At 63.0% G+C, this 23,561-nt stretch carries 17 protein-coding genes and 3 pseudogenes; 16 read left to right on the top strand and 4 right to left on the bottom strand.

Translation table 11 applies throughout. The features are described 5' to 3' along the window. Positions 1 to 343 precede the first annotated feature (343 nt). From AC3A6M_RS06850 to AC3A6M_RS06840, 3 genes and pseudogenes are all read right to left on the bottom strand, one after another. Positions 344 to 634, bottom strand: a pseudogene (locus tag AC3A6M_RS06850) (integrase core domain-containing protein); the annotation flags it as partial. Between the two features lie 4 nt (positions 635 to 638). After that, a complete protein-coding gene (locus AC3A6M_RS06845) occupies positions 639 to 2,015 on the bottom strand; it encodes an IS30 family transposase (RefSeq protein WP_487851979.1) in 1,377 nt (458 codons plus the stop codon). Between the two features lie 68 nt (positions 2,016 to 2,083). Then, positions 2,084 to 2,979, bottom strand: a pseudogene (locus tag AC3A6M_RS06840) (IS3 family transposase); the annotation flags it as partial. A 237-nt stretch (positions 2,980 to 3,216) separates the two neighbouring features. On the opposite strand from AC3A6M_RS06840, the gene AC3A6M_RS06835 reads away from it, so the two are divergent. Together AC3A6M_RS06835 and AC3A6M_RS06830 are read left to right on the top strand one after the other, a co-directional pair. Continuing rightward, a complete protein-coding gene (locus AC3A6M_RS06835) occupies positions 3,217 to 3,870 on the top strand; it encodes an RHS repeat-associated core domain-containing protein (protein ID WP_487851978.1) in 654 nt (217 codons plus the stop codon). Between the two features lie 502 nt (positions 3,871 to 4,372). Further along, positions 4,373 to 5,280 (top strand): annotated as a pseudogene (locus tag AC3A6M_RS06830) (IS5 family transposase). Between the two features lie 870 nt (positions 5,281 to 6,150). Here the strand turns inward: AC3A6M_RS06830 and AC3A6M_RS06825 are convergent. Continuing rightward, positions 6,151 to 7,101, bottom strand: coding sequence for an AAA family ATPase (locus tag AC3A6M_RS06825; protein ID WP_487851977.1), 951 nt, complete (start codon positions 7,099 to 7,101; stop codon positions 6,151 to 6,153). Between the two features lie 474 nt (positions 7,102 to 7,575). Between AC3A6M_RS06825 and mraZ the strand changes: the two genes are divergently transcribed. The 14 genes from mraZ to ftsA are packed head-to-tail and all read left to right on the top strand — an operon-like array spanning position 7,576 to position 23,460. Continuing rightward, the gene (gene mraZ, locus AC3A6M_RS06820; RefSeq protein ID WP_487851976.1) at positions 7,576 to 8,004 is read left to right on the top strand and encodes a division/cell wall cluster transcriptional repressor MraZ; all 429 of its coding nucleotides are present in this window, start codon (positions 7,576 to 7,578) and stop codon (positions 8,002 to 8,004) included. Between the two features lie 9 nt (positions 8,005 to 8,013). Next, positions 8,014 to 8,985: a 16S rRNA (cytosine(1402)-N(4))-methyltransferase RsmH gene (rsmH, locus tag AC3A6M_RS06815; protein ID WP_487851975.1), complete on the top strand. Its 972-nt coding sequence runs from the start codon at positions 8,014 to 8,016 to the stop codon at positions 8,983 to 8,985. After that, positions 8,982 to 9,254 carry a cell division protein FtsL gene (ftsL, locus tag AC3A6M_RS06810; protein ID WP_487851974.1) on the top strand — a complete coding sequence of 91 codons (273 nt, stop codon included), beginning with the start codon at positions 8,982 to 8,984 and terminating at the stop codon, positions 9,252 to 9,254. Before rsmH ends, ftsL begins: the two co-directional genes overlap by 4 nt. Further along, positions 9,251 to 11,038, top strand: a complete 1,788-nt coding sequence (locus AC3A6M_RS06805; protein ID WP_487851973.1) for a peptidoglycan D,D-transpeptidase FtsI family protein — start codon at positions 9,251 to 9,253, stop codon at positions 11,036 to 11,038. Before ftsL ends, AC3A6M_RS06805 begins: the two co-directional genes overlap by 4 nt. Next, positions 11,038 to 12,582, top strand: a complete 1,545-nt coding sequence (locus AC3A6M_RS06800; protein ID WP_487851972.1) for a UDP-N-acetylmuramoyl-L-alanyl-D-glutamate--2,6-diaminopimelate ligase — start codon at positions 11,038 to 11,040, stop codon at positions 12,580 to 12,582. Before AC3A6M_RS06805 ends, AC3A6M_RS06800 begins: the two co-directional genes overlap by 1 nt. Continuing rightward, positions 12,582 to 14,024, top strand: coding sequence for a UDP-N-acetylmuramoyl-tripeptide--D-alanyl-D-alanine ligase (locus tag AC3A6M_RS06795; RefSeq protein ID WP_487851971.1), 1,443 nt, complete (start codon positions 12,582 to 12,584; stop codon positions 14,022 to 14,024). The genes AC3A6M_RS06800 and AC3A6M_RS06795 overlap by 1 nt, the downstream gene beginning before the upstream one ends. Beyond that, a complete protein-coding gene (mraY, locus tag AC3A6M_RS06790) occupies positions 14,025 to 15,194 on the top strand; it encodes a phospho-N-acetylmuramoyl-pentapeptide-transferase (RefSeq protein WP_487851970.1) in 1,170 nt (389 codons plus the stop codon). 18 nt (positions 15,195 to 15,212) lie between these two features. After that, positions 15,213 to 16,724, top strand: a complete 1,512-nt coding sequence (gene murD, locus AC3A6M_RS06785; protein WP_487851969.1) for a UDP-N-acetylmuramoyl-L-alanine--D-glutamate ligase — start codon at positions 15,213 to 15,215, stop codon at positions 16,722 to 16,724. Then, on the top strand, positions 16,724 to 17,941 hold the full coding sequence (gene ftsW / locus AC3A6M_RS06780; protein ID WP_487851968.1) for a putative lipid II flippase FtsW: 1,218 nt from the start codon (positions 16,724 to 16,726) through the stop codon (positions 17,939 to 17,941). The genes murD and ftsW overlap by 1 nt, the downstream gene beginning before the upstream one ends. Continuing rightward, positions 17,938 to 19,020, top strand: a complete 1,083-nt coding sequence (gene murG, locus AC3A6M_RS06775; protein ID WP_487851967.1) for an undecaprenyldiphospho-muramoylpentapeptide beta-N-acetylglucosaminyltransferase — start codon at positions 17,938 to 17,940, stop codon at positions 19,018 to 19,020. Before ftsW ends, murG begins: the two co-directional genes overlap by 4 nt. Then, positions 19,017 to 20,414, top strand: a complete 1,398-nt coding sequence (gene murC / locus AC3A6M_RS06770) for a UDP-N-acetylmuramate--L-alanine ligase (protein ID WP_487851966.1) — start codon at positions 19,017 to 19,019, stop codon at positions 20,412 to 20,414. Before murG ends, murC begins: the two co-directional genes overlap by 4 nt. Next, positions 20,411 to 21,385 (top strand): D-alanine--D-alanine ligase, encoded by a 975-nt coding sequence (locus AC3A6M_RS06765; protein WP_487851965.1) that lies wholly within the window; start codon positions 20,411 to 20,413, stop codon positions 21,383 to 21,385. Before murC ends, AC3A6M_RS06765 begins: the two co-directional genes overlap by 4 nt. A gap of 3 nt (positions 21,386 to 21,388) precedes the next feature. Then, on the top strand, positions 21,389 to 22,207 hold the full coding sequence (locus AC3A6M_RS06760) for a cell division protein FtsQ/DivIB (protein ID WP_487851964.1): 819 nt from the start codon (positions 21,389 to 21,391) through the stop codon (positions 22,205 to 22,207). Positions 22,208 to 22,227: 20 nt separating this feature from the next. Beyond that, positions 22,228 to 23,460 carry a cell division protein FtsA gene (gene ftsA, locus AC3A6M_RS06755; RefSeq protein ID WP_052233471.1) on the top strand — a complete coding sequence of 411 codons (1,233 nt, stop codon included), beginning with the start codon at positions 22,228 to 22,230 and terminating at the stop codon, positions 23,458 to 23,460. The last annotated feature ends 101 nt before the right edge of the window (positions 23,461 to 23,561 follow it).

Raw genomic sequence — 23,561 nt, 5'->3', positions numbered from 1 at the left:
GACGCATTCACTGCGATGCCTACTACAACGCCCACTCTGAACCGCCCCGGATTTGATGGAGGCTCCAACTCTTGAGAGAAATGGAATGGACGCCTCCCTCCTGTTCAAATCAAAGCGCCGCCGTAAGCTACGCAAGGGGACAATCGAGGCTCCTTGGACCAGAGTCATTGCTCTGCCAGTGAACTGGTCAGAAACCAGTCTGAAGTGAGGAGCGAATCATGAGCAATGCACCGATTGTCTACGGCGTGGACCTGGCCAAGAGCGTGTTCCAGATGCATTGGGTCGACCCAGAGACGGGCGAAGTGACGAATGAGGTGTACTGTCAATAACGGACACGCTTGTCTTAAGCCGCCTGCGGCTGTTCGCTGAAGGATTCGGCGAACAACGCTGGCGGAACAAAGCCGATGCGGGAATGGCGCCGCTGTCAGTTGTAGAAAATCTCAATGTATTCCTGGATCGAGGCCTTTGCCTCGGCACGAGTGGCATAACGGCGATGATGGACAAGCTCATTCTTCAGCGTGCCCCAGAAGCTCTCCATCGGCGCGTTGTCATAGCAGTGCCCTCGGCGCGACATCGACGCGCGCATGCCGAACTGCGCCACCAGCTCTTGGTAGGCATGGGCGCAATATTGGGCGGATTCAACCGGTCGTCGCAACACTAGATTGTTGTACAGATTTTAGGTACTCGTCCAGTGCTTCGGCCGGCGTCTTCCAACAAAGCGTTTTACGGGGCCTGGAATTTAGGGTATTGGCAACGGCGTGGAGCTCTCGGGCGCTCCACCGAGACAAGTCAGTGCCCTTTGGAAAGTACTGCCGCAATAGGCCGTTCGTGTTTTCGTTTGTGCCGCGTTGCCATGGACTGTGCGGATCGGCGAAGAATACCTTCACCCCGGACTCGACCGTGAAGCGGGCGTGATCAGACAGTTCTTTGCCACGATCCCAAGTCAATGACTGCCACAAAAGGGCAGGCATGTCAGCCACGGTATTATTGAGTGCGTTGGCCATTGTGACAGCTCCGTAGCCAGCCAGTGCAGGGCCATTCTTTGTCCTAGGTATCAAACCGTAGCCTTCCTCGCGAGGCAGGTGGACAAGCATGGTAAATCGGCTTGATCGCTCGACCAGCGTTCCGATTGCGGACCGATTCAGGCCGATAATCAAGTCGCCCTCCCAATGTCCCGGCACAGCACGATCTTCGGCTTCTGCAGGTCGGTTGGAGATCATCACATCCTCGCTAACGTGTGCCCAGGCTTTGGCTTGTGCCCTTGCCCTCGGCACGCGCAACGCCCGCCCAGTGCGCAGACAGCTAACCAGCTCGCGCTTAAGAGCTCCTCGTCCTTGGATATAGAGTGCTTGGTAGATGGCTTCGTGAGAGATGCGCATGGATTCGTCATCCGGAAAGTCAACCTGCAGGCGGTTGGAAATCTGTTCAGGCGACCAACTAGTGACCCATTTACGGTCGCCGCGATGCGGCTTGTTTCTACCTATGAACGGCGCTGACCGAGGCCCGGAAATGTCACGGCCATCAGCGTCGCGAACCTTGCCCTCCAGGCGGTCTTGAACATAGTCGTGCAACCGTTGATTAGTCACCAGTTTCGAAGGCTTGGGTCTTCTAGCAACCAGTTCCGCCTTCCACTGCGCAACCGAAGCTCGATACTCAAGTCGGCCGCAGCGCGTGGCGGCGTTACGTGTCAGTTCACGGGAAACCGTTGATGCGTTGCGTCCGATACGGCGAGCAATCTCTCGGACTCCGACGCCCTGACACGAAAGAAGACCAATCTCTTCTCGCTCCGCGAAAGACAAGTACCTTTTAGATATTGGGCTCAACAAAGAAAGTGGCATGCCACCATTATGACGAAACCAGCGAGTCCCAACTGCCTGCGATACCCCAACCGCCTCAGCAGCCTTTTCACTTGTGATGCCCGTTGCTATTTGCTCCCAGAATCGTCGCTCGATTTCCCGGCGATGCGACGGCGCACCTGGCGAGCGCATCGTGCTTCGTCCTGTTAACTTTTGCATCCACCCCGCTGGTCGTCCCATAAACACCTCCTTGATTTAAGGTGTTGCGACGACCGGTTGAATCCGCCTTGGCTTCCGCGGTCTGAATGATGGATCAGCCCTGGCACTGGCCGTTTGTGGCTCACGGCGCGCCACAAGGTCTGCGTTGTCAGTTCCTGCGTCATGCGCTCGCCCATCGCGTAGCCGACGATCTCGCAGGTGAAAACGTCCTTCACGCCAGCCAGGTACAGCCAGCCTTCGGCGGTGGGCACATAGGTTATGTCCGTCACCCACACCTCGTTAGGCCGGCTCGGCGCAAACCGCTGTTCCAGCAGGTTTTCAGCTACCGGAAGGTTGTGGTTCGAATTGGTCGTGGCGATGAACTTGCGCCGCTGCTTGCAGCGCAGATTCAGCTCCTGGCGCAGCCGGCGAACACGATCGCGACCAACCTCATGGCCCTGCGCAGCAAGCTCGCGCTTTATCCGAGGCACCCCGTAGGTCTCCCGGGTCTGCCGATGCACTGCAGTGATCAAGACTTTCAGCCGAGCGTCGTCCTGCTTGCGTGTCGATGGCTTGGCCCGCAGCGAGTCGTAGTAGCCGCTGCGCGAGACGTTCAACACCTGGCACATCAGCTTGACAGGATAGTCAGGGAAGTCGATTCGCATCGTCTTTATCCACGCGTACTTGGCAGCGACTCCTGCGCAAAGTACGCCGCCGCTTTTTTTACGATGTCCCGCTCCATTTCTGCCTGGGCTAGCTGCTTGCGCAGCTTTGCGTTCTCTGCCTCCAGTTCGGCCACGGAGCGGCTTCCAGGTGCTGCTGCTCCAGCTGGCCCGCGTTTGGCTGCAACTACCCAGTTGGCCAGCGTCCCTTTTGGGATGCTCACCCGTGCTGCCACCTGCTCAATGGACAGGCCCTGCACCAGCACCAGTTTCACGGCTTCTTCTTTGAGTTCCGGGCTATACGTCTTCTTCAATGTCTTCATAAAGGCTCCTGTTGGTGAACTTTACCAAACAAGAGTGTCCGAAAAAATCAGAATACCTCATACATTAACAAACAGGCAAACAAACAGCTTGCCTCGCGCGTGCGCGCGAGCCAAAATCGCGTCTAGGGAAAATTCGCTCTTTACGCACAATCCGCCAGCAAAATCCTGCGCCAAGTCCTTGAGCGGACTAGGGAAAATCGGCTCGTCTACGACAAGCGCATGTCGGGTGGACGATTCTTGAGCATTGATCCGGTGGTGACGGATGCAAACAATGCGAATGCTTTTAATCGTTACGTCTATGCTAGTAATAATCCCTACAGATATATCGACCCGGATGGGCGATGGATTCAAATCGCTGTGGCGGTCGCGATTGGCGCTGTAATTGACGTAGGGCTGCAGCACACTGTGGAGCACAAAGCTTGGCGTGATATTGACTACAAAGGTGCACTTATCAGTGGCGCGGGGGCGGCGATTACAGGTATGGCGGGTGCTAGGTTCGCTCAGCAGGCGATTCAGGGCACGATCTCGGCAACACAGGCCGTCGTTAGAACGGCTGCTACTGGCGGCTTGCTTGGAGGGACGAGCTCTGCTGCGACTGATGCCGTGAACGGGAATAAAGTTAGTGGCGCCAAGATAGTATCAGGTGCAATTGGCGGAGCCGTCGGGGCCGCTGTTGGCGCTAAGGTTGATAACGCTGCCGCAGGTGCAGTTGGCCGCCTTGCCAATAGTGGAGGGGTGGCAAGCCATGTTGCCGAGACGACGAGATCGTCTACGAACTTCGGCGCTCATGTGATGATGGGCGAGTCCACCGGGCAAGCTCTTGGCAAGAATGTATCCGATGTATCAATTGGCGCAACACAAAAATTTATTGAGCAAAAAGCGGGGCTCTAATCTTATGGCATTAAAAGTTTATGTTTGATCTATTTGCAAGAATTACTCCGTGGCTCAGTATTTTTGGTGGCCTTGCAACCGGAGCCTATGCGACTTACGCGTTAGTAATTGGGGAGGTCGTCGTTGAATCTCGTGGTGCGGGAAGATCTGTCTACGAGGTTGGGGTACAACCAGGGCCTTTTTATGGTTTTGTGGCTTTCTACTTTATATGCGCTTTCGTTTTTATCGCTCTGGGTGTATTGTGGGACAAGAAAGTTAAATAAAAATGACGAGAAACGTTGATGAAGTGTTCATCAGGTCATTGTTAGTTTTTGTGCTTAAGAACGCCTAACAAAACCCTCTAGGGAAGCGCTGATTTAATCGCCGAGCCCCCGGCGCGACGTGCAACTGGCACAATGACGCATCCCATCATTCTGACCACCCAATGAAGCAAACGAGCTTTTCCGACGCGGAGTTCGCCAGCAAGAAAAAGCGGACGCGACGCGAGCGTTTCCTGGCCGAGATCGAGGCCGCGACCCCGTGGCCGGCGCTGGTCGCCGCGTTGCTGCCGTATTACCCGAAGGGCGATGGCCGAGGCCGTCCGCCGATAGGCCTGGAGCGCATGTTGCGCATGTACATTGCCCAGCAGTGCTTTGGTTTGTCGGACGAGGGCATCGAAGATGCGATCTACGACAGTCAGTCCATTCGAGGCTTCGTCGGCATCGATCTCACGCATGAATCGGCGCCGGATGCGACGACGCTGCTGAAATTCCGTTGGCTGCTGGAGAAGCACAACCTGACGCGCCGGATCTTCGATGAAATCAACGTGCATCTGGCCAGCAAAGGCCTGGTCATGCGCGAGGGGACGATCGTCGATGCGACCCTGATTGCGGCGCCGCCGTCGACAAAGAACGGCGACAAGAAACGCGATCCCGAGATGCACCAGTCGAAGAAAGGGAACGACTGGCACTTCGGCATGAAGGCGCACGTGGGCGTCGATATGGCTACGGGCCTGGTGCACTCGGTCGTTGGCACGGCTGGCAATGTGGCCGACGTGACCCAGACCCATGCGCTGCTGCACGGTGGCGAAAAGGCCGTGTTGGGCGACGCTGGCTACCAGGGTGTGGGCAAGCGCCCGGAAAACGCGGACAAGGAAATCGACTGGCACGTCGCGATGCGCCCGAGCGCGCGCAAGACGCTCAAAAAGAATCCGCTGGGGCGCGCCCGGGAAAAGCTGGAGAAACCAAGGCCAGCGTGCGTGCGAAAGTCGAACATTGCTTCCATGTCGTCAAGTGCCTGTTCAAGCATCGCAAGGCGCGTTATCGCGGCCTGGCAAAGAACAACGCCCAGTTGTTGACGCTGTTCGGCTTCGCCAATCTGGTCCTGGCTCGCAGGTCCCTTGGACCAGCGCACGCCCAAGTTGCGTCCTGAGGTCGAAAATCGGCCGCAAATTTCGCCCGGAACGGCCGATCCGGGACCCTAGAGCGCCAGATTCGATCAGAAACTACGGCGCGCGAAACTCACCCGCGTATCGGACTGACTTTCGCGCGCGAAAATGAATTGTTCAGCGCTTCCTTAACACTTGCGCCCCTGGTGTAAGTGCCGCAAATGGAGGTTGTTAATGGGAATAGGGAAAATTTCTGCGGTTCTAATTCTTACGGTTTTTTTGTGGGGAGCTGCTAATCTTTCGGCATATGCCGCACCTTCCATCGATTGCGAACTCCGGCTTGGAGCCTGGTGCATCACTGACGGAGCACACGAGATTGATCGCCGGTTGGCGCAGGATTCCGTTCATGACCGTGTTTGGACCTTGCGAGGAAAGCTTAGACCTGAATCGAAACTCATCATACTTGAACCAAATGGGTGCGGTGGCAGCAAATCGGACATTCAGTCGCTCGTAGAATTTCAACACGGATATAAGTGGGATGGAAGAAGCTGGGATCAGGCTCGGCTCAGATTGAAATCAAATGGCACTTGTGATTTAACCGTCCTTTTTCCTGCCTATTCTGGCGACCCCTTGGAATGGGCCATACTACAAGGCCTTCGCCTGATCCGCCCTTGTGGCGATGAAGAGTGTTCGGGTGGTGACCTTACTGCAATAAGCGATCAGATTTTAGCTAGACATAAAGAGAATAGGAAGTGATCACCCGTCTGAACCTGGGTCGGGGCAGTATAAACATTCGAAAATGAGCTCAGCACTGATCTGACACCAGGAGTTTCCGCGTGTGCGTTTAGAAGTGTATTTCTATCAACAAAAGCCGTTTTCGATGAAAGGATATGGGATCGCTTAATGAAGTTCGATTAAAACCCAATCCGCCCCTTACCCGGCACCACCTTGACCCGAATGTCGGCAGCAATCACATGCTCCCGCCCATCCGCCACCGCATACCCCAGCCCATCCAGCAAGGTCTTGCGCAGGTCGCGCGGCGACACCCCCGCCAGCTTGTCCAGCACCACATCCCCCAGCCGCGGATCGAATCCACTTAAGTTCAGTTCGCGCAGCAGCCCCGCATACATGCGCTGCGCAATCCCGGCCGCCTGCTCGGGCGTCGGCGCCGGCACTTCGTACACGGCCATGCGGTTCAGCAGCGGATGCGGGATACCCTCAGTCGAATTCGCGGTCAGCACCCAGAAGATCTGCGAGGCGTCGATATCCACGTCGATGAACTCGTCGCGGAAAGCGCAGGCCGTCTCCGGCTCCAGTAACTGATACAGGGCGGCCAGCGGATCGGATTGCGAGGACCCCGAAGCCTTCTCCACTTCATCCAGCACGATCACCGGATTCGCGAACTGCCCGCGCACCAGGCGTTCGGCGACCTTGCCGCACTTGGCGCCGCGCCAGCTGGCCGAGCTGCCGGTGATGACGAAGCCGGCCGACAGCGCGTTCATGCTGATCAGTTCGCAATCGGTCTGCATGACTTTCGCGAGGCGTTTGGCGAAATGGGTCTTGCCGACGCCCGGTCCTCCTAACAAGAGGATGGGCATGACGTTGAACCCTTTGTCGCCGGCGTGGGCCAGGCGCAAATAGCGCGCCAGGTCGTCCAGCACTTCGTCGAAGTTCGGGCATTCCTCGAACAGCGGGTCGAGGGCGTCGAGGGAAGAGGGGGTGGTGACGAAACGTTCGGCGCCGGTCTCGAGCATGCGTTCGTAGAACGCGTCGAGTTCGGGCGAACGTCCGCGGCTACGGTCGAGCGCACCCTGGACCTCATGAAGGTCGTAGACGGTGCGGGTCCGGGCAAGTGTGATGCTCACGACGTTCTCCAGGGCAGATGAGTTAGCAGGTGCTCACTTACCAGGCGCCGAGCCCTGCTGGGTTATCGCCTCGGTTTCATCCTAACTCGCCCTGCATCGATCTGCAATTTCTCAGCGTACCGTGCCATGCAAAGGGGGTGAAACCTGTCGCGCCGGCCCGACCTACCGCCAGTAAAAAGTTGCGGACGATCAAACGTAAAACCCATGTGTATACATGAGCTTGCACATGCACACTATTAGCTAAGTATCTAATTTTGCTCAACATTTTTACTTGAGCCAGCTTCAGGGAAGTTCGCTAAGTCATTGGTTTCATTGGCAATTTCTCTTTTTTCCAAACGTGAATTCGCTTGACCAAGGACAACGCTTCCTCTAAAGTGGGAAACGGTGGCAAAAAGTGCAGTTTTGTGGGAGAAATCAGGATCTCCCGGCGCCTAAAACTAACAAACTGATAACTCTCCAAAACTAGGTATATACGTGTTTCAGGGCGCGTCAGCGATCAATCTCGATGCGAAGGGCCGGATGTCAATACCGGCCAAGCACCGTGACGCCTTGTTGCAGCAGTGTGAAGGCCGTATGACGCTCACGAAACACCCGCATGGTTGCCTATTGTTCTTCCCGCGCCCGGTGTGGGAAGAACATCGCGAACAGATCGCCGCCTGGCCGATGTCCGCCAGGGCGTGGCAACGCATTTTCCTGGGTAACGCCTGCGATGTCGAGTTGGACGGATCGGGCCGGGTGCTCATTTCACCCGAACTGCGCAGCGCAGTGGGACTGGAGAAGGAAGTGATGATGCTCGGGATGGGAACCCATTTCGAGATCTGGGACGCCGCCAAACTGGCCGCAGACGAGGCCGTAGCCGTCGCCGGCGGCATGCCCGATGTCCTTTCCAATTTCTCCTTCTAAGGCGCCGCCATGAACGTTATTCCGGTGCCTGAATTGCAGCATCGTACGGTGCTGCTGGATGAAGCAGTCGATGCGCTCGGTCTCGACGGTGCGCGCGCATCCGGTACTTATATAGATGGCACGTTCGGCCGCGGCGGTCACAGCCGGCTGATCCTGTCGAAGCTGGCCCCGCAAGGGCGCCTGATCGCCTTCGACAAGGATCCCCAGGCGATCGCCACCGCCGAGCAGATTGACGATCCGCGATTCGCGATCGTGCACGACAGTTTCGCGACCATGGTCGACGCGCTGGCGGCACGCGGAATCGCCCAGGTCGACGGCATTCTGCTGGACCTCGGCATCTCGTCGCCCCAGGTGGACGACGCCAGCCGCGGTTTCAGCTTCCGCAACGATGGTCCCCTGGACATGCGGATGGATACGACACGGGGCATCTCGGCCGCCGAATGGCTGGCAACGGTGCCGGAACAACAACTGGAAAAGGTGATTCGCGATTATGGGGAAGAACGGTTTGCTTTTCAGATTGCAAAGGCGATTGCTGCTCGCCGGGCAGTCGAGCCAATTTCAAGCACACGACAGCTTGCCGCAATCGTGGCAAACGCGGTCAAAACCCGGGAGAAAGGCAAGGATCCGGCAACCCGCACCTTTCAGGCTATCCGGATTTTCATCAATCAAGAGCTTGAGGACCTTGAAGCAGGTCTGAACGCGGCCTTCGGTCTGCTCGCGCCCGGCGCGCGCATGTCGGTCATCAGCTTCCATTCGCTGGAAGACCGCATGGTCAAGCAGTTCCTGGCCTCGAAGGCCAAGGTCGAGCAGCCGGACCGCCGGCTGCCGATCCGTGCCGCCGACCTGCCTCAGCCCTTGATGAAATTGATCAGCAAGACCAAGCCGTCCGGCCCCGAGGTCGAGGCCAACCCGCGCGCCCGCTCGGCGGTGCTGCGCGTGGCGGAACGCCTGGGTGCTTCGGCCATGGGGTTAGCACGATGACCGGCAAGCTCAACGTCGTGCTGGCCGTGCTGCTGGTCGGCTGCGCGCTATCGGTCGTGAACGCCCGCTACCAGCGCAACCACCTTGTCAACGACATCGAGAAACTGGCGACCCAGCAGCGCCAGCTCGATATCGACTGGGCCCAGCTCCAGCTCGACCAGTCGACCCTCGGCAAGAACGAGCGCATCGAACAGATCGCGCGCGCGCAACTGAACATGGCGCCCCTGAGCCCGGCGCGCACGCAATACCTGACGGAAGGCGGCAAATGAGGTCGAGTGCCGGTACGTCCCGCTCCAATTCCCGCGTCGCCGCGTCCAAGGGCGTGGCCTTCTCGAAGAGCCCGGTGCTGGCGGTGCGCCTGCCGGACTGGCGCTCGCGCGTCGTGCTGTTCGTGCTGTTCGCCGCCTTCGCGGTGCTGGCCGGGCGCGCCGTGTGGGTGCAGGTCGCGGACAACAAATTCCTGCAGGAGCAGGGCGCCAACCGCTACATGCGTACCCAGGAACTGCCGGCCACGCGCGGCAAGATCTTCGACCGCAACGGCATGGTGCTGGGCTCCTCGCTGCCGGTGAAGTCGGTCTCGATCTTCACCGACGACTACAAGGCCAGCCCGGCGTCCAGCGACAAGATCCGCGAGCTGGCCAGCCTGCTCGAGATGCCGCAGGCGGAACTGCTGAAGAAGCTGAACTCCGACCGCAGCTACGTCTACCTGAAACGCCAGGTCGAGATGGACGTCGTCGCGAAGATCGAGAAGCTCGGCATCGAGGGCATCGACACCCGCAAGGAATACAAGCGCTACTACCCGCAGGGCGAGGTGATGGCGCACATGGTCGGCTTCACCAACGTCGAGGACGTGGGCCAGGAAGCGATGGAACTGGCGCAGCAGAAGGCCCTGGCCGGCCAGCCGGGCAGCCGCCGCGTGATCAAGGACCGCCTGGGCCGCATCGTCGAAGACATCGGCATGTCGCGCGAGCCGCACGACGGCAAGGACCTGACCCTGTCGGTCGACAGCAAGCTGCAGTACATCGCCTTCAACAGCGTCAAGAACGCGGTCGAGAAGTTCCACGCCAAGGCCGGCGCCGCCGTGGTGCTGGACGTGCACACCGGCGAAGTGCTGGCGCTGGCCAACTGGCCTACCTACGATCCGAACAACCGCTCGCACCTGACCGGCGAGCAGCTGCGCAACCGCGTCATTACCGACACCTTCGAGCCGGGTTCGACCCTCAAGCCATTCACGGTGGCGCTGGCGCTCGACAAGGGCCTGATCACGCCGCGCAGCACCTTCGATACCGGCAACGGACGTTATTCCACCGGCGGCCACGTCATCCGCGACACCCATCCGCATGGCGTGATCGACGTCGGCACCATCATCCAGAAGTCGTCCAACATCGGCACCACCAAGATCTCCGAGCTGCTGTCGGCCCAGGAGATGTGGGAAATGTTCACCAAGGTCGGCTTCGGCCAGGCGCCGCGCTTCGGCTTCCCCGGAGCGGTCGCAGGCCGCGTGCGTCCCTACAAATCGTGGCCTGTGGTGGCCAAGGCCAATATGTCCTTCGGCCAGGGCATCTCGATGTCGCTGCTGCAGCTGGCGCGCGCCTGGCTGATCTTCGCGCGCGACGGCGACATCATCCCGCTGTCCTTCCAGAAGATCACCGAAAAGCCGGTCGGCCAGCAGATCGTCTCGGCCAAGACCGCGGCCCAGATGCGCGTCATGGTCGAATCCGTGGTGGGCCCGGAAGGCACCGCCTCGCAGGCCCAGGTGGCCGGCTATCGCATCGGCGGCAAGACCGGCACCGCACAGAAGGTGATCGACGGCCGCTATTCGCAGACCCATTACATCGGCAACTTCGTCGGCATCGCGCCGATGTCGAATCCGCGTTTCGTGATCGCGGTGATGATCGACGACCCGAGCGGCCCGTTCCACACCGGCGGCGCGGTGGCGGCGCCGACCTTCGCGGCGCTGGCGGCGAATGCGCTGAGGGCGGCGAACGTGCCGCCCGACTCGACGGTCACCGACATCATCATCCCCGAACATCCTCTCGAGGAGAGCAACTGATGACGAGCCTGGAAGACATCTGCCAATGGATTCGCGCCGCCGCCCCAGGCGGCCGTCTCGTTTCCGACTCGCGCCGCGTGGGCCGCGGCGACGTGTTCTTTGCCTACCCGGGCGAGGGCGCCGCCGACGGCCGCAACTACATCGGTTCGGCGCTCGAGAAGGGCGCGGCGGCAGTCGTGCATGAAGCCCGCGATTTCGCTTTCGACGAAAGCATCGACGTGCCGCACCTGGCGGTCGAGAACCTGAAGAAGAACGCCGGCGCGATCGCCCATGCGTATTACGGCCAGCCCGACGCCGGCATGTTCACCGTGGGCGTGACCGGCACCAACGGCAAGACCTCGATCGCGCTGTGGACGGCGCAGGCGCTGGCCCGCCTGGGCGGCCAGGACAACGGCGTCGCCGTCATCGGCACCCTGGGCGTGGGCCTGGTGCGCGCCCGCGTGGAACCCGAATTCGACGCCACCGGCTACACCACCCCGGATGCGGTGCTGCTGGCGACCCGCCTGGCCGGCCTGCGCGACGCCGGCGCGCGCGCGCTGGCAATCGAAGTGTCGTCGATCGGCCTGGTCGAGGAGCGCACGGCCGGCATGCATTTCGACGTGGCCGTGTTCACCAACCTGACCCGCGATCACCTGGACTACCACGGCGACATGGACAGCTACGAAGCCGCCAAGCTGAAGCTGTTCGAGTGGCCGGGCCTGAAGCACGCCGTGCTGAACCTGGACGACCCCGCGGGCGGGCGCATCGCCGCGCACCTGCGCGCCCACTACCCGCAGGTGGCGGTCACCGGCTACACGGTCCGCAGCGAAGAACAGCAACCGGCGCTCGACGGCGTCGCCATCCTGCGCGCCTCGCAACTGCGCAGCCGCCCGGCCGGCACCGAGTTCCACGTCGATGCGCCGGCAGGCAGCGCGCTCGCCCGCACCCGCCTGGTGGGCCACTTCAACGTCAGCAATGCGCTGGCGGTGCTGGGCGTGCTGCTGGCGAAGGAGGCGCCGCTGCGCGCCGCGCTGGACGCCATCGAGACCCTCGAGCCGGCCCCGGGCCGCATGCAGCAGGTTGGCGGCCTTGAGGCCCCGCTGGTCGTGATCGACTACGCGCATACCCCGGACGCGCTGGAAAAGGCGCTGGTGGCGCTGCGCCAGGTGGCGCAGGAACGCGGCGGCCAGCTGTGGTGCGTGTTCGGCTGCGGCGGCGACCGCGACCCGGGCAAGCGTCCGCAGATGGGCGCCATCGCCCAGATGGCAGACCACGTGCTGGTGACCAGCGATAACCCGCGCAGCGAAGAGCCGCGCGCGATCATCGAACAGATCGTCGCCGGCATGGACCAGCAGCATCCCACCTCGACCTACCAGGCGATCGAGGACCGCGCCGCCGCCATCCTGTCGGCGGTGAAGCATGCCGCCAAGCAGGACGTGATCCTGCTGGCGGGGAAGGGGCACGAGCCCTACCAGGAAATCAAAGGCCGGAAGATGCCGTTTTCCGATGCCGACCATGCCACGCTGGCCTTGAGCGCGCGGCTGACGATGATGAGGACGAATTAATGCACGGATCGCTCCAACAGCTGACCGCTTCGATCGCCGGCGCCCGCATGACGCGTGACGCCGCCTTCGAAGGCGTGTCGACCGACAGCCGCTCGGCTCCAGCCGGCGCGCTGTTCGTCGCGCTGCGCGGCGAAACCTTCGACGCCCACGACTTCCTCGACCAGGTGGTCGCCCGGAACGTGGCGGCCGTGGTCGTGGAAAAGCTGCCGGACAACTTCCCGCTGCCGGCCCTGGTGGTGCCGGACACGCTGGCGGCCCTGGGCCGGATCGGCAACGCCTGGCGCAGCCAGTTCGCTATTCCCCTGATCGGCGTCACCGGCAGCAACGGCAAGACCACGGTCAAGGAAATGATCGCCTCCATCCTGGCGGCCAGCGTCGGCGAAGATGCGCGCCTGGCCAGCCAGGGCAACCTGAACAACGAGATCGGCGTGCCGCTGACCGTGATGCGCCTGACCGGCGCGCACAAGGCTGCCGTGGTCGAACTGGGCATGAACCACCCGGGCGAAATCGCCCGCCTGGCCGCCATCGCCGCACCGACCGTCGCCCTGGTCAACAACGCCCAGCGCGAGCACCAGGAATTCATGCACACCGTGGAAGCGGTGGCGCGCGAGAACGGCTCGGTGCTCGCCGCCCTGCCGGCGGACGGCGTGGCCGTGTTTCCGGGGGATGATGAGTACACCGGGCTGTGGCGCGAGCTGGCGGCTGGCAAGGATGTGCTGACGTTTGGTTTGTCCGGGGCTTGCGATGTGCGTGCGACGTACGCGCCGAACAGCTTTGGTGCGGACCTGGTCGTTAGCTCGTCGTTCCCGCGCAGGCGGGAATCCAAGTCAAGCGCCGCCGACGAGCAAGCAAACTTGGGTTCCCGCCTGCGCGGGAACGACGGCTTTAAGATCAAGCTCTCCGCCGCCGGCGAACACAACGTCCGCAACGCCCTGGCCGCCTGCGCCTGCGCGCTCGCCGCCGGCATTCCCCAGGACGCCATCGTGCGCGGCCTGGAAGCATTCGCGCCCGTCAGCGGCCGCCTGCAGCGCAAGCAGGCCGCCAACGGCGCCACCGTGATCGACGACTCCTACAACGCCAACCCGGATTCGGTGCGCGCCGCCATCGACGTGCTTGCGCAAGCGGCCGCGCCGCGCATCCTGGTGCTGGGCGACATGGGCGAAGTCGGCACGCAAGGACCCGAGTTTCACGAAGAAATCGGTGCATATGCGGCAAGCCGCGGCATCGAGACCGTGCTCGTCACCGGCGCACTGGCGCGCCACATGACGGGCGCGGGCGCGCAACACTTTGAGCAGTTCGACGATTTATTGGCAGCACTGGATAAGCAACTGGGCAGCAAATCCGACGCAACTGTGTTGGTGAAGGGCTCGCGCTTCATGAAGATGGAACGCGTGGTCCAGCATCTCGTTCAATCACAAAACACTGGCAAGGATTCTCACTAAATGCTTCTCTGGCTCGCACAATATTTCCAGGACTATGTCGGTCCGATGCGCATCTTTAACTACATCACCTTCCGGGCGGTGTTCGCGACGATCACCGCGATCGTCATCGGCCTGCTGTGCGGCCCGGCGGTGATCCGCAAGCTGACCGCGATGAAGGTCGGCCAGGCGGTGCGCACCTACGGTCCGCAGACCCACCTGGCCAAGCACGGCACCCCGACCATGGGCGGCGTGCTGGTGCTGATCTCGATCGCCTTCTCGACCCTGCTGTGGTGCGACCTGTCGAACCGCCTGATCTGGCCGGTGCTGGTGGTGACCCTCGGCTTCGGCGCGATCGGCTGGGTCGACGACTACCGCAAGGTGGTCTACAAGGACCCGGAAGGCATGCGTTCGGGCGAAAAATACTTCTGGATGTCGCTGATCGGCATCGCGTCGTCGCTGTACCTGGCGTTCTCGGTCTCGGCCGCGACCCCGTGGGAAGTGTGGCAGCTGTTCTTCGCCTGGGTGCAGTCGGGCTTCTCGATGAACCTGCCGCCCAAGGCCGACCTGATCGTCCCGTTCTTCAAGACCATCAGCTATCCGCTGGGCGTGTGGGGCTTCATCGCGCTGACCTATTGCGTGATCGTGGGCGCGTCCAACGCCGTCAACTTCACCGACGGCCTGGACGGCCTGGCCATCATGCCGACCGTGATGGTGGGCGGCGCGCTGGGCCTGTTCGCCTACCTGACCGGTAACGCGACCTATTCGAAATACCTGTTCATCCCGCACATCCCGGGCGCCGGCGAACTGCTGATCTTCTGCGGCGCGATGGCGGGCGCGGGCCTGGCCTTCCTCTGGTATAACGCGCACCCGGCGCAGATGTTCATGGGCGACGTCGGCGCGCTGGCGCTGGGCGGCGCGCTCGGCACCATCGCCGTCATCGTGCGCCAGGAGATCGTGCTGTTCATCATGGGCGGCGTGTTCGTGGCCGAGACCCTGTCGGTGATCATCCAGGTGAGCTGGTTCAAGTACACCAAGAAGCGCTATGGCGCCGGCCGCCGCGTGTTCCTGATGGCGCCGCTGCACCACCATTTCGAACAGAAGGGCTGGAAGGAAACCAAGGTCGTGGTGCGCTTCTGGATCGTGACCATCATCCTGGTCCTGATCGGTATCTCGACCCTGAAACTGCGTTAATCGGGCATTGAACGAACGATGAACTACGACGGCAAAACCGCACTGGTACTCGGGCTCGGCGAATCGGGCCTCGCGATGGCGCAATGGCTGGCGCGCTGCGGCGCGCGCGTGCGCGTGGCCGACACGCGCGCCGAGCCGCAGCGCCTGCCCGCGCTGCGCGAGTCCGTGCCGGCCGCCGAGTTCATCGGCGGCGGCTTCGATGCCGGCCTGCTGGACGGCGTCGACTTCGTCGCCGTCAGCCCTGGCCTGGCGCCGGAACGCGAGCTGGCCGACATCAGCCCGGCAGCAGCCGCCCGCAACATCCCGGTGTGGGGCGAGATCGAGCTGTTCGCCCAGGCCCTGGCCGACCTGAAGACAACCCGTGGCTACGCCCCGAAAGTCATCGCCATCACCGGCACCAACGGCAAGACCACGGTGACCAGCCTGACCGGCCTGCTGTGCCGCCGCGCCGGCTTCAGCACGCGCGTGGCAGGCAACATCAGCCCGGCCGCGCTGGACGTGCTGCGCGAAGTGCTGGACAACGACATGCGCGTAGGCGACGATTTGCCGCAAGCCTGGGTGCTGGAACTGTCCAGCTTCCAGCTGCACACCACCTTCAGCCTGAACCCGGACGCCGCCACCGTCCTGAACGTCACCCAGGACCACCTGGACTGGCACGGCAGCATGACCGCCTATGCCTTCGACAAGGCGCGCATCTTCGGCAAGGACACGGTCCGCGTGCTGAACCGCGACGACGCCACCGTGATGCGCATGGCCTCGCCGGACGCACAGGTCACGACCTTCGGCACCGGCGAGCCGGACGCTCCCGGCAGCTTCGGCCTGGTGAACGAGCGCGGCGTGCTGTGGCTGGCGAATGCGAATCCGGCGGAAGAGCCGGAAAAGAAACGTAAAAAGGGCGAACCGGAAGAAGCGCAGGAACGCGTGATCAATCGCCTGATGCCGGCCGACGCGCTGCGCATCCGCGGCATCCACAATGCCTCGAATGCGCTGGCCGCGCTGGCCCTGTGCCGCGCCTGCGGCCTGCCGCTGGCGCCGCTGCTGCACGGCCTGCGCGACTACCAGGGCGAGCCGCACCGCGTCGAACTGGTCGCCAGCATCGACGAGGTCGAGTACTACGACGACAGCAAGGGCACCAACGTCGGCGCCACCGTGGCCGCGCTGGAAGGCCTGGGCCAGACTTTCGGCGAGACCGGCCGCCAGATCCTGCTGATCGCCGGCGGCGACGGTAAGGGCCAGGACTTCGCGCCGCTGTCCGCGCCATGCTCGCGCTATGTGAAGGCGGTGCTGCTGATCGGCCGCGATGCGCCGGCGGTGAAGGCCGCGATCGAGCCGAGCGGCGTGCCGTGCTTCGACCTGGGCAGCCTGGAAGAAGCCACCCGCCGCGCCAGCGGCCTGGCCAGGAGCGGCGACGTGGTGCTGCTGTCGCCGGCCTGCGCCAGCCTGGACATGTTCACCAACTACGCGCACCGCGCCAGGGTATTCGTCGATACCGTGCGCGAGATCGCGCTCGAGAAGGGGCAGGACATCTGATGGCCTTCCAGATCCCCTTCAAGTTCGGCGGTTCCTCGAACGACGCGGTGGTCGCCGCGCGTGCCCGGCCGTCGCGCATGATGGAATACGACCAGCCGCTGGTGTGGGTCGTCGTGCTGCTGCTGCTGTTCGGCATGGTGATGGTGTACTCGGCCTCGATCGCGCTGGCCGACTCGCCCAAGTTCGCCTACCTGGGCGGCAAGAACAACTACTTCCTGATCCGCCAGGCGATGTTCATCGCGTTCTCGCTGGTGGTCGGCCTGTTCGTGTTCCGGGTCCCGGTCGCGACCTGGCAGCGCTTCGCGCCGCTGATGTTCGTCGGCACGCTGATCCTGCTGGCCCTGGTGCTGGTGCCGGGCGTCGGCGTCTCGGTCAATGGCGCGCGGCGCTGGCTGCCGCTGAAGATCATGCAGATGCAGCCGTCCGAGATCATGAAGGTGGTGGCGGTGCTGTATGCCGCCGACTTCACGGTGCGCAAGCAGCAGTACATGCACAAGCTGACCAAGGGCTTCATGCCGATGGCCGCCGCGATGGCGCTGGTCGGCGGCCTGCTGATGCTCGAACCCGACCTCGGCGCCTTCGGCGTGGTGGTCTGCATCTCGATGGGCATCCTGTTCCTGGGCGGCTTCAACATGATCTGGTTCGGCGGCATCGGCGCCGTGCTGGTGATGGTGTTCTCGACCATCATCGCGCTGTCGCCGTTCCGCCGCGCGCGCATGTTCGCGTACATGAATCCGTGGGAAGAGGGCAATGCGCTCGACAAGGCGTACCAGCTGACCCATTCCTTGATCGCCTTTGGCCGCGGCGAGTTCTTCGGCGTCGGCCTGGGCGGCAGCGTCGAGAAGCTGCACTACCTGCCGGAAGCCCACACCGACTTCATCATGGCCGTGATCGGCGAAGAACTCGGCCTGGTCGGCGTGCTGGTCGTGGTCGGCCTGTTCTACTGGCTGGTGAAGCGTGCCTTCGACATCGGCCGCCAGGCGATCGCGCTTGAGCAGCACTTCGCCGGCCTGGCCGCGAAGGGCATCGGCATCTGGCTCGGGGTGCAGGTCTTCATCAACATGGGCGTGAACCTGGGCCTGCTGCCGACCAAGGGCCTGACCCTGCCGCTGATGAGCTACGGCGGTTCGGGCGTGCTGTTCAACTGCGTCGGCCTGGCGATCCTGCTGCGCATCGATTACGAAAACCGTGTGCTGATGCGTGGAGGCCGCAAATGACCAAGCGCTTGATGATCATGGCGGCCGGCACCGGCGGCCACATCTTCCCGGGCATCGCCATCGCGCAAACCATGCGCGAGCGCGGCTGGGAAGTGAGCTGGCTGGGCACCGCCCACGGCATGGAAGGCGATATCGTGCCGAAGCACGGCATCGCGATGGACCGCATCGATTTCGCCGGCATGCGCGGCAAGGGCCTGGGCCACACCGTGCGCGGCGCGTTCAAGCTGGTCGCCAGCTTCGCGTCCTGCCGCAAATACCTCGCACTGCGCAAGCCGGACGTGGTGCTGGGCATGGGCGGCTATGTGACCGTGCCGGGCGGGATGATGGCGCGTGCGGGCGGCGTGCCGCTGGCGCTGGTGAATGCCGACGCGGCCCTGCTGTTGTCGAACAAGATCCTGACCCCGATCGCCCAGCGCGTGCTGTTCGGCTTCCCGGCAGATTTCGGGAAGGCGGCCGGCAAGGCGGTCGTCACCGGTAATCCGGTGCGCAAGGAAATCCTCGAGATGCCGTCGCCGGGCCACCGCTTCGCCAACCGCAGCGGTCCGCTGAACATCCTGGTGGTGGGCGGCAGCCTGGGCGCGAAAGTGCTGAACGATGCCGTGCCCGCGGCCCTCGCCCTGATTCCGGAAGGCGTGCGCCCGGTGGTCACCCACCAGTCGGGCAAGAAGAACATCGAGGCCCTGCGCGCGGCGTATGCGAACGCCGGCGTGCAGGCCAACGTGGTCGACTTCATCGACGACATGGCGGCGGAATACGCGAACGCCGACCTGGTGATCTGCCGCGCCGGCGCGATCACGGTGTCGGAACTGACGGCAGCGGGCGTGGCCAGCGTGCTGGTGCCGTTCGTTGCCAGCACCACCGGCCACCAGCGCGACAACGCGGTCTGGATGGACAAGCAAAAGGCGGCCCTGCACCTGCCGCAGGGCGAACTGAATCCGCAGCAGCTGGCGAAGCTGCTGCAATCGCTGAGCCGCGACGACTGCCTGAAGATGGCGGAAGCGGCGCAGGCGGTCGGCCGGCGCGACGCCAATGCGGCGATTGCGCAGGTACTTGAAGAATTGAGCGAAGGCAGGGCATGAAGCACAAGATCAAACACATTCACTTCGTCGGCATCGGCGGCAGCGGCATGAGCGGCATCGCCGAGGTGCTGCTGAACCTCGGCTATAAAGTGTCGGGCTCGGACCTGGCCTCGAACGCCGCCAGCCAGCGCCTGGCCGAACTGGGCGCGACGGTCCACACCGGCCACGCGGCGGAGCACATCCGCGGCGCCGACGCCGTGGTGACCTCGACCGCCGTCAACGAGGCGAATCCGGAAGTGGTGGCGGCGCGCGCCGCCAAGGTCCCGGTAGTGCCGCGCGCCATCATGCTGGGCGAGCTGATGCGCCTGAAGCGCGGCATCGCGATCGCCGGCACGCACGGCAAGACCACCACCACCAGCCTGGTGGCGTCGGTGCTGGCGCAGGGCGGCCTGGACCCGACCTTCGTGATCGGCGGCCGCCTGAACAGCGCCGGCGCCAACGCCAAGCTGGGCACCGGCGACTACATCGTGGCCGAGGCCGACGAGTCGGACGCGTCCTTCCTCAACCTGACGCCGATGATCGAGGTGATCACCAACATCGACGCCGACCACATGGACACCTACGAGCACGACTTCGAAAAGCTGAAGGCCGCGTTCGTGAACTTCACCCACCGCCTGCCGTTCTACGGCCGCGCGATGATGTGCATCGACGACGCCAACGTGCGCGCCATCCTGCCGCAGGTGACCAAGCCGGTGACGACCTACGGCTTTTCCGAGGATGCCGAAGTGCGTGCGCTGGACGCCCGCGCCGACGGCACCCGCATGTGCTTCACCGTGCGCCAGGAAGGCTATCCGGACACCGACTTCGTGCTGAACCAGCCGGGCATGCACAACGTGCTGAACGCCTGCTCGGCGATCGCTATCGCGCGCGAGATCGGCGTCCCGGACGAGGCCACGGCCCAGGGCCTGGCCGAATTCCGCGGTGTCGGCCGGCGTTTCACCCGCTACGGCGAGATTCCGCTCGAGGGCGGCGGCAGCTTCACCCTGGTCGACGACTACGGCCACCATCCGGTCGAAGCCCAGGTGACGCTGGCGGCGGCGCGCGCGGCCTATCCGGGCCGGCGCCTGCTGCTGGCCTTCCAGCCGCACCGCTATACCCGCACCCGCGACCTGTTCGAAGACTTCGTCAAGGTGCTGGGCGCGCCGGACGTGCTGCTGCTGGCCGAGGTGTACTCGGCCGGCGAAACCCCGATCGTGGCCGCCGACGGCCGTGCCCTGGCGCGCGCGCTGCGCGCCGGCAGCCAGATCGAACCGATTTTCGTGGAATCGATCGCCGACATGCCGGCGACGATCCTGAAGGTGGCGCGCGACGGCGACGTCGTGCTCACCATGGGCGCCGGCTCGATCGGCGGCGTTCCGCATCAACTGACCCAGCATCAAAAGGTTTCATCGTGAGCGTTTTATCCCCATCCGAAGTCAAAGAACTCGGCAAGGTCGGCGTCCTGTTCGGCGGCCGTTCCGCCGAGCGCGAGATCTCGATCCTGTCCGGTACCGGCGTGCTGCAGGCCCTGCAATCGAAGGGCGTCGATGCGCACGCCTTCGACCCGGCCGAGCGTTCGCTGGCCGACCTGGCCGCGGAAAAATTCGACCGCGTGTTCATTGCGCTGCACGGCCGCTACGGCGAGGACGGCAGCCTGCAGGGCGCCCTCGAGCAGCTCGGCATCCCCTATACCGGCAGCGGCGTGATGGCCTCCAGCGTCGGCATGGACAAGATCACCACCAAGATCGTCTGGCTGGCGCATGGCGTGTCGACGCCAAAATATGCCGTGATCGATGAGGACACCGACCTGGACAAGGTGGTGGCGGATCTAGGCCTGCCGCTGATCGTCAAGCCGCCGCTCGAAGGCTCGACCATCGGCATCACCAAGGTCACTGCTGCGTCCGACCTGAAGGCCGCGGTCGACCTGGCGCACAAGTACGACAAGCTGGTGCTGGCCGAGCAGTTCATCGAAGGCCGCGAATTCTCGGTACCGCTGCTGGGCACCGGCGCGACGGCGCGCGCGCTGCCGATCATCGAGATCGTGGCCCCGGAAGGCAACTACGACTACCAGAACAAGTACTTCACGGACGACACCAAGTACCACTGCCCGGCGCCGCTGGATGCCACCACCACCGAGGCGATTCAGCGCCACGTGGAAAAGGCCTATCGCGCGCTCGGCTGCGAAGGCTGGAGCCGCATCGACGTGCTGCTGCGCGAATCCGACAAGCAGTTCTTCCTGTTGGAGGTGAACACCTCCCCTGGCATGACCACGCACTCGCTGGTGCCGATGGCCGCCCGCGCCGAAGGGACGAGCTATGAAGACCTGTGCGTCGAGATCCTGCGCTCCGCCAGCCTGAAGATCGGCCAGACGAAGGAAAAGGCATAAACGATGTGGCATGACGTGCGAGCCTTGAACGCAACCGCCAGCGCGATCAGCGCGCTGGTGGCGCTCGCCTGTATCGCGTCTGGCGTCTGGTGGCTGTCGCAGCGCCCGATGTTCACCCTGCGTGCGGTGCGTGTCGAGAGCATGTACGGCCTGGACCTGCAGCACGTGAACGAACTCACGGTGCGCAACAGCGTGCTTGGCAAGATCAAGGGGAATTTCTTCACTTCCGACCTGGAGCAGGTGCGTTCGACCTTCGAGGCCGTGCCCTGGGTCCGCAAGGCCAGCGTGCGCCGCGAGTGGCCGAACCAGCTGATCGTCCAGGTCGAGGAGCATGAAGCGCTCGGCACCTGGGGCGACGATGGGCGCCTGCTGTCCGTGAAGGGCGATGCCTTCACCGCCAACCTGGCCGAGGCCGACGAGGACCATGCACTGCCTGCTTTCGATGGTCCCGCCGGCAGCGAGAAGGAGGTGCTGGCGCGCTTTGCCGAGCTGCGCGGCCTGTTCTCGAAGGTGGCCCTGGTGCCGGTTTCGCTGAGCCTGTCGAAGCGCTATGCCTGGACGGTCCGGCTGGACAACGGCATGAGCGTGGAACTCGGCCGCGAGCAGGGCAAGGATGGCATGAAGGCGCGCGTGCAGCGGCTGGTGAGCATCTATCCCCAGCTGGTGGCGCGCCTGCAGGAAGGACGCATCGACACGATCGACATGCGCTACCCGAACGGCCTGGCGCTGTCGTCGGCGGCGCTGAGCGTGCCGGCCGACGCATCCAAGCCGGTCAAGGCAGCAAAGAAAAAAGCACCCACTAAAACAACAAAGCAAATCTAATCAAGCAGGCGACAGCAAACATGACAAAAGACGCAAAGAACCTGATCGTCGGCCTCGACATCGGCACCTCGAAGGTGGTGGCGGTCGTGGCCGAGGTGATGGCCGATGGGCGCCATGAAGTAATTGGACTCGGCCAGCACGAGTCGAAGGGTTTGAAGAAGGGCGTTGTCGTCAACATCGAAGCGACCGTCGAGTCGATCCAGCGCGCGCTCGAAGAAGCCGAGCTGATGGCCGACTGCAAGATCCGCAACGTGTATGCGGGCATCGCCGGCAGCCATATCCGCTCGTTCAATTCGAGCGGGATGGTGGCGATCAAGGACAAGGAAGTCACCGCGACCGACGTGGCGCGCGTGATCGAGACGGCGAAGGCGGTCAACATCCCGACCGACCAGCAGCTGCTGCATACGGTGCCGCAGGAATTCATCGTCGACAACCAGGAAGACGTGCGCGAGCCGATCGGCATGAGCGGCATCCGCCTCGAAGTGCGCGTGCACATTGTTACAGGTGCGGTGTCCGCGGTGCAGAATATTGTAAAGTGCGTGCGCCGTTGCGGACTCGAGGTCTCGGACCTGATCCTGCAGCCGATGGCGTCCGCCGATTCCGTGCTGACCAACGACGAGAAGGAACTCGGCGTGGTCCTGATCGACATCGGCGGCGGGACCACCGACATCGCCGTGTTCAGCGATGGCGCGATCCGCCACACCGCCGTGATCCCGATCGCCGGCGACCAGATCACCAGCGACATCGCGATGGCCCTGCGCACCCCGACCGGCGAAGCGGAAGAGATCAAGATCCGCTACGGCGTGGCCAAGCAGGTGCTGGCCGATCCGGGCGAGACCCTGGAAGTGCCGGGCCTGGGCGACCGCGGTCCGCGCTCGCTGTCGCGCCAGGCCCTGGCGGCCGTGATCGAGCCGCGCGTCGAGGAGCTGTTCGCGATGGTGCACCAGGTGGTGCGCGAATCCGGCTACGAAGGCGTGCTCTCGTCGGGCATCGTGCTGACCGGCGGTTCGTCGATCATGCCGGGCATGATCGAGATGGCCGAAGACATCTTTTTGAAACCGGCGCGCCTCGGCACGCCGGAGTATCGCGGCCAACTGGCCGACGTGGTGCGCAGCCCGCGCTACGCGACCGTTCTCGGCCTTTTGCTGGAAGCGAAGAAGCAGTATTTGCGTGGCCACATCGTGACTCGCCAGGATGGATCGGTGAAAGCAGTGTGGCAACGGATGAAAGAGTGGTTTTTAGGGAACTTTTAAAACTTTTGGTACTTGCAGTTACGTTTTTTCTTGGTAACCAACGTAAATTATTTTTAAAATACATGCATGTTTCCAATCTGCAGGTTTGATCGCTGCCGATG

Source organism: Telluria sp. Soil_C_11 (assembly GCF_057657395.1).
This window is presented reverse-complemented; position numbering and strand designations above follow the sequence as displayed.

Excerpts from the sequence above, each read along its gene's own strand:
- AC3A6M_RS06845 (WP_487851979.1), bottom strand. The coding sequence starts at position 2,015 with ATGCAAAAGTTAACAGGACGAAGCACGATGCGCTCGCCAGGTGCGCCG.
- rsmH (WP_487851975.1), top strand. The coding sequence starts at position 8,014 with ATGAACGTTATTCCGGTGCCTGAATTGCAGCATCGTACGGTGCTGCTG.
- ftsL (WP_487851974.1), top strand. The coding sequence starts at position 8,982 with ATGACCGGCAAGCTCAACGTCGTGCTGGCCGTGCTGCTGGTCGGCTGC.
- AC3A6M_RS06805 (WP_487851973.1), top strand. The coding sequence starts at position 9,251 with ATGAGGTCGAGTGCCGGTACGTCCCGCTCCAATTCCCGCGTCGCCGCG.
- AC3A6M_RS06800 (WP_487851972.1), top strand. The coding sequence starts at position 11,038 with ATGACGAGCCTGGAAGACATCTGCCAATGGATTCGCGCCGCCGCCCCA.
- AC3A6M_RS06795 (WP_487851971.1), top strand. The coding sequence starts at position 12,582 with ATGCACGGATCGCTCCAACAGCTGACCGCTTCGATCGCCGGCGCCCGC.
- mraY (WP_487851970.1), top strand. The coding sequence starts at position 14,025 with ATGCTTCTCTGGCTCGCACAATATTTCCAGGACTATGTCGGTCCGATG.
- murD (WP_487851969.1), top strand. The coding sequence starts at position 15,213 with ATGAACTACGACGGCAAAACCGCACTGGTACTCGGGCTCGGCGAATCG.
- ftsW (WP_487851968.1), top strand. The coding sequence starts at position 16,724 with ATGGCCTTCCAGATCCCCTTCAAGTTCGGCGGTTCCTCGAACGACGCG.
- murG (WP_487851967.1), top strand. The coding sequence starts at position 17,938 with ATGACCAAGCGCTTGATGATCATGGCGGCCGGCACCGGCGGCCACATC.
- murC (WP_487851966.1), top strand. The coding sequence starts at position 19,017 with ATGAAGCACAAGATCAAACACATTCACTTCGTCGGCATCGGCGGCAGC.
- AC3A6M_RS06760 (WP_487851964.1), top strand. The coding sequence starts at position 21,389 with ATGTGGCATGACGTGCGAGCCTTGAACGCAACCGCCAGCGCGATCAGC.
- ftsA (WP_052233471.1), top strand. The coding sequence starts at position 22,228 with ATGACAAAAGACGCAAAGAACCTGATCGTCGGCCTCGACATCGGCACC.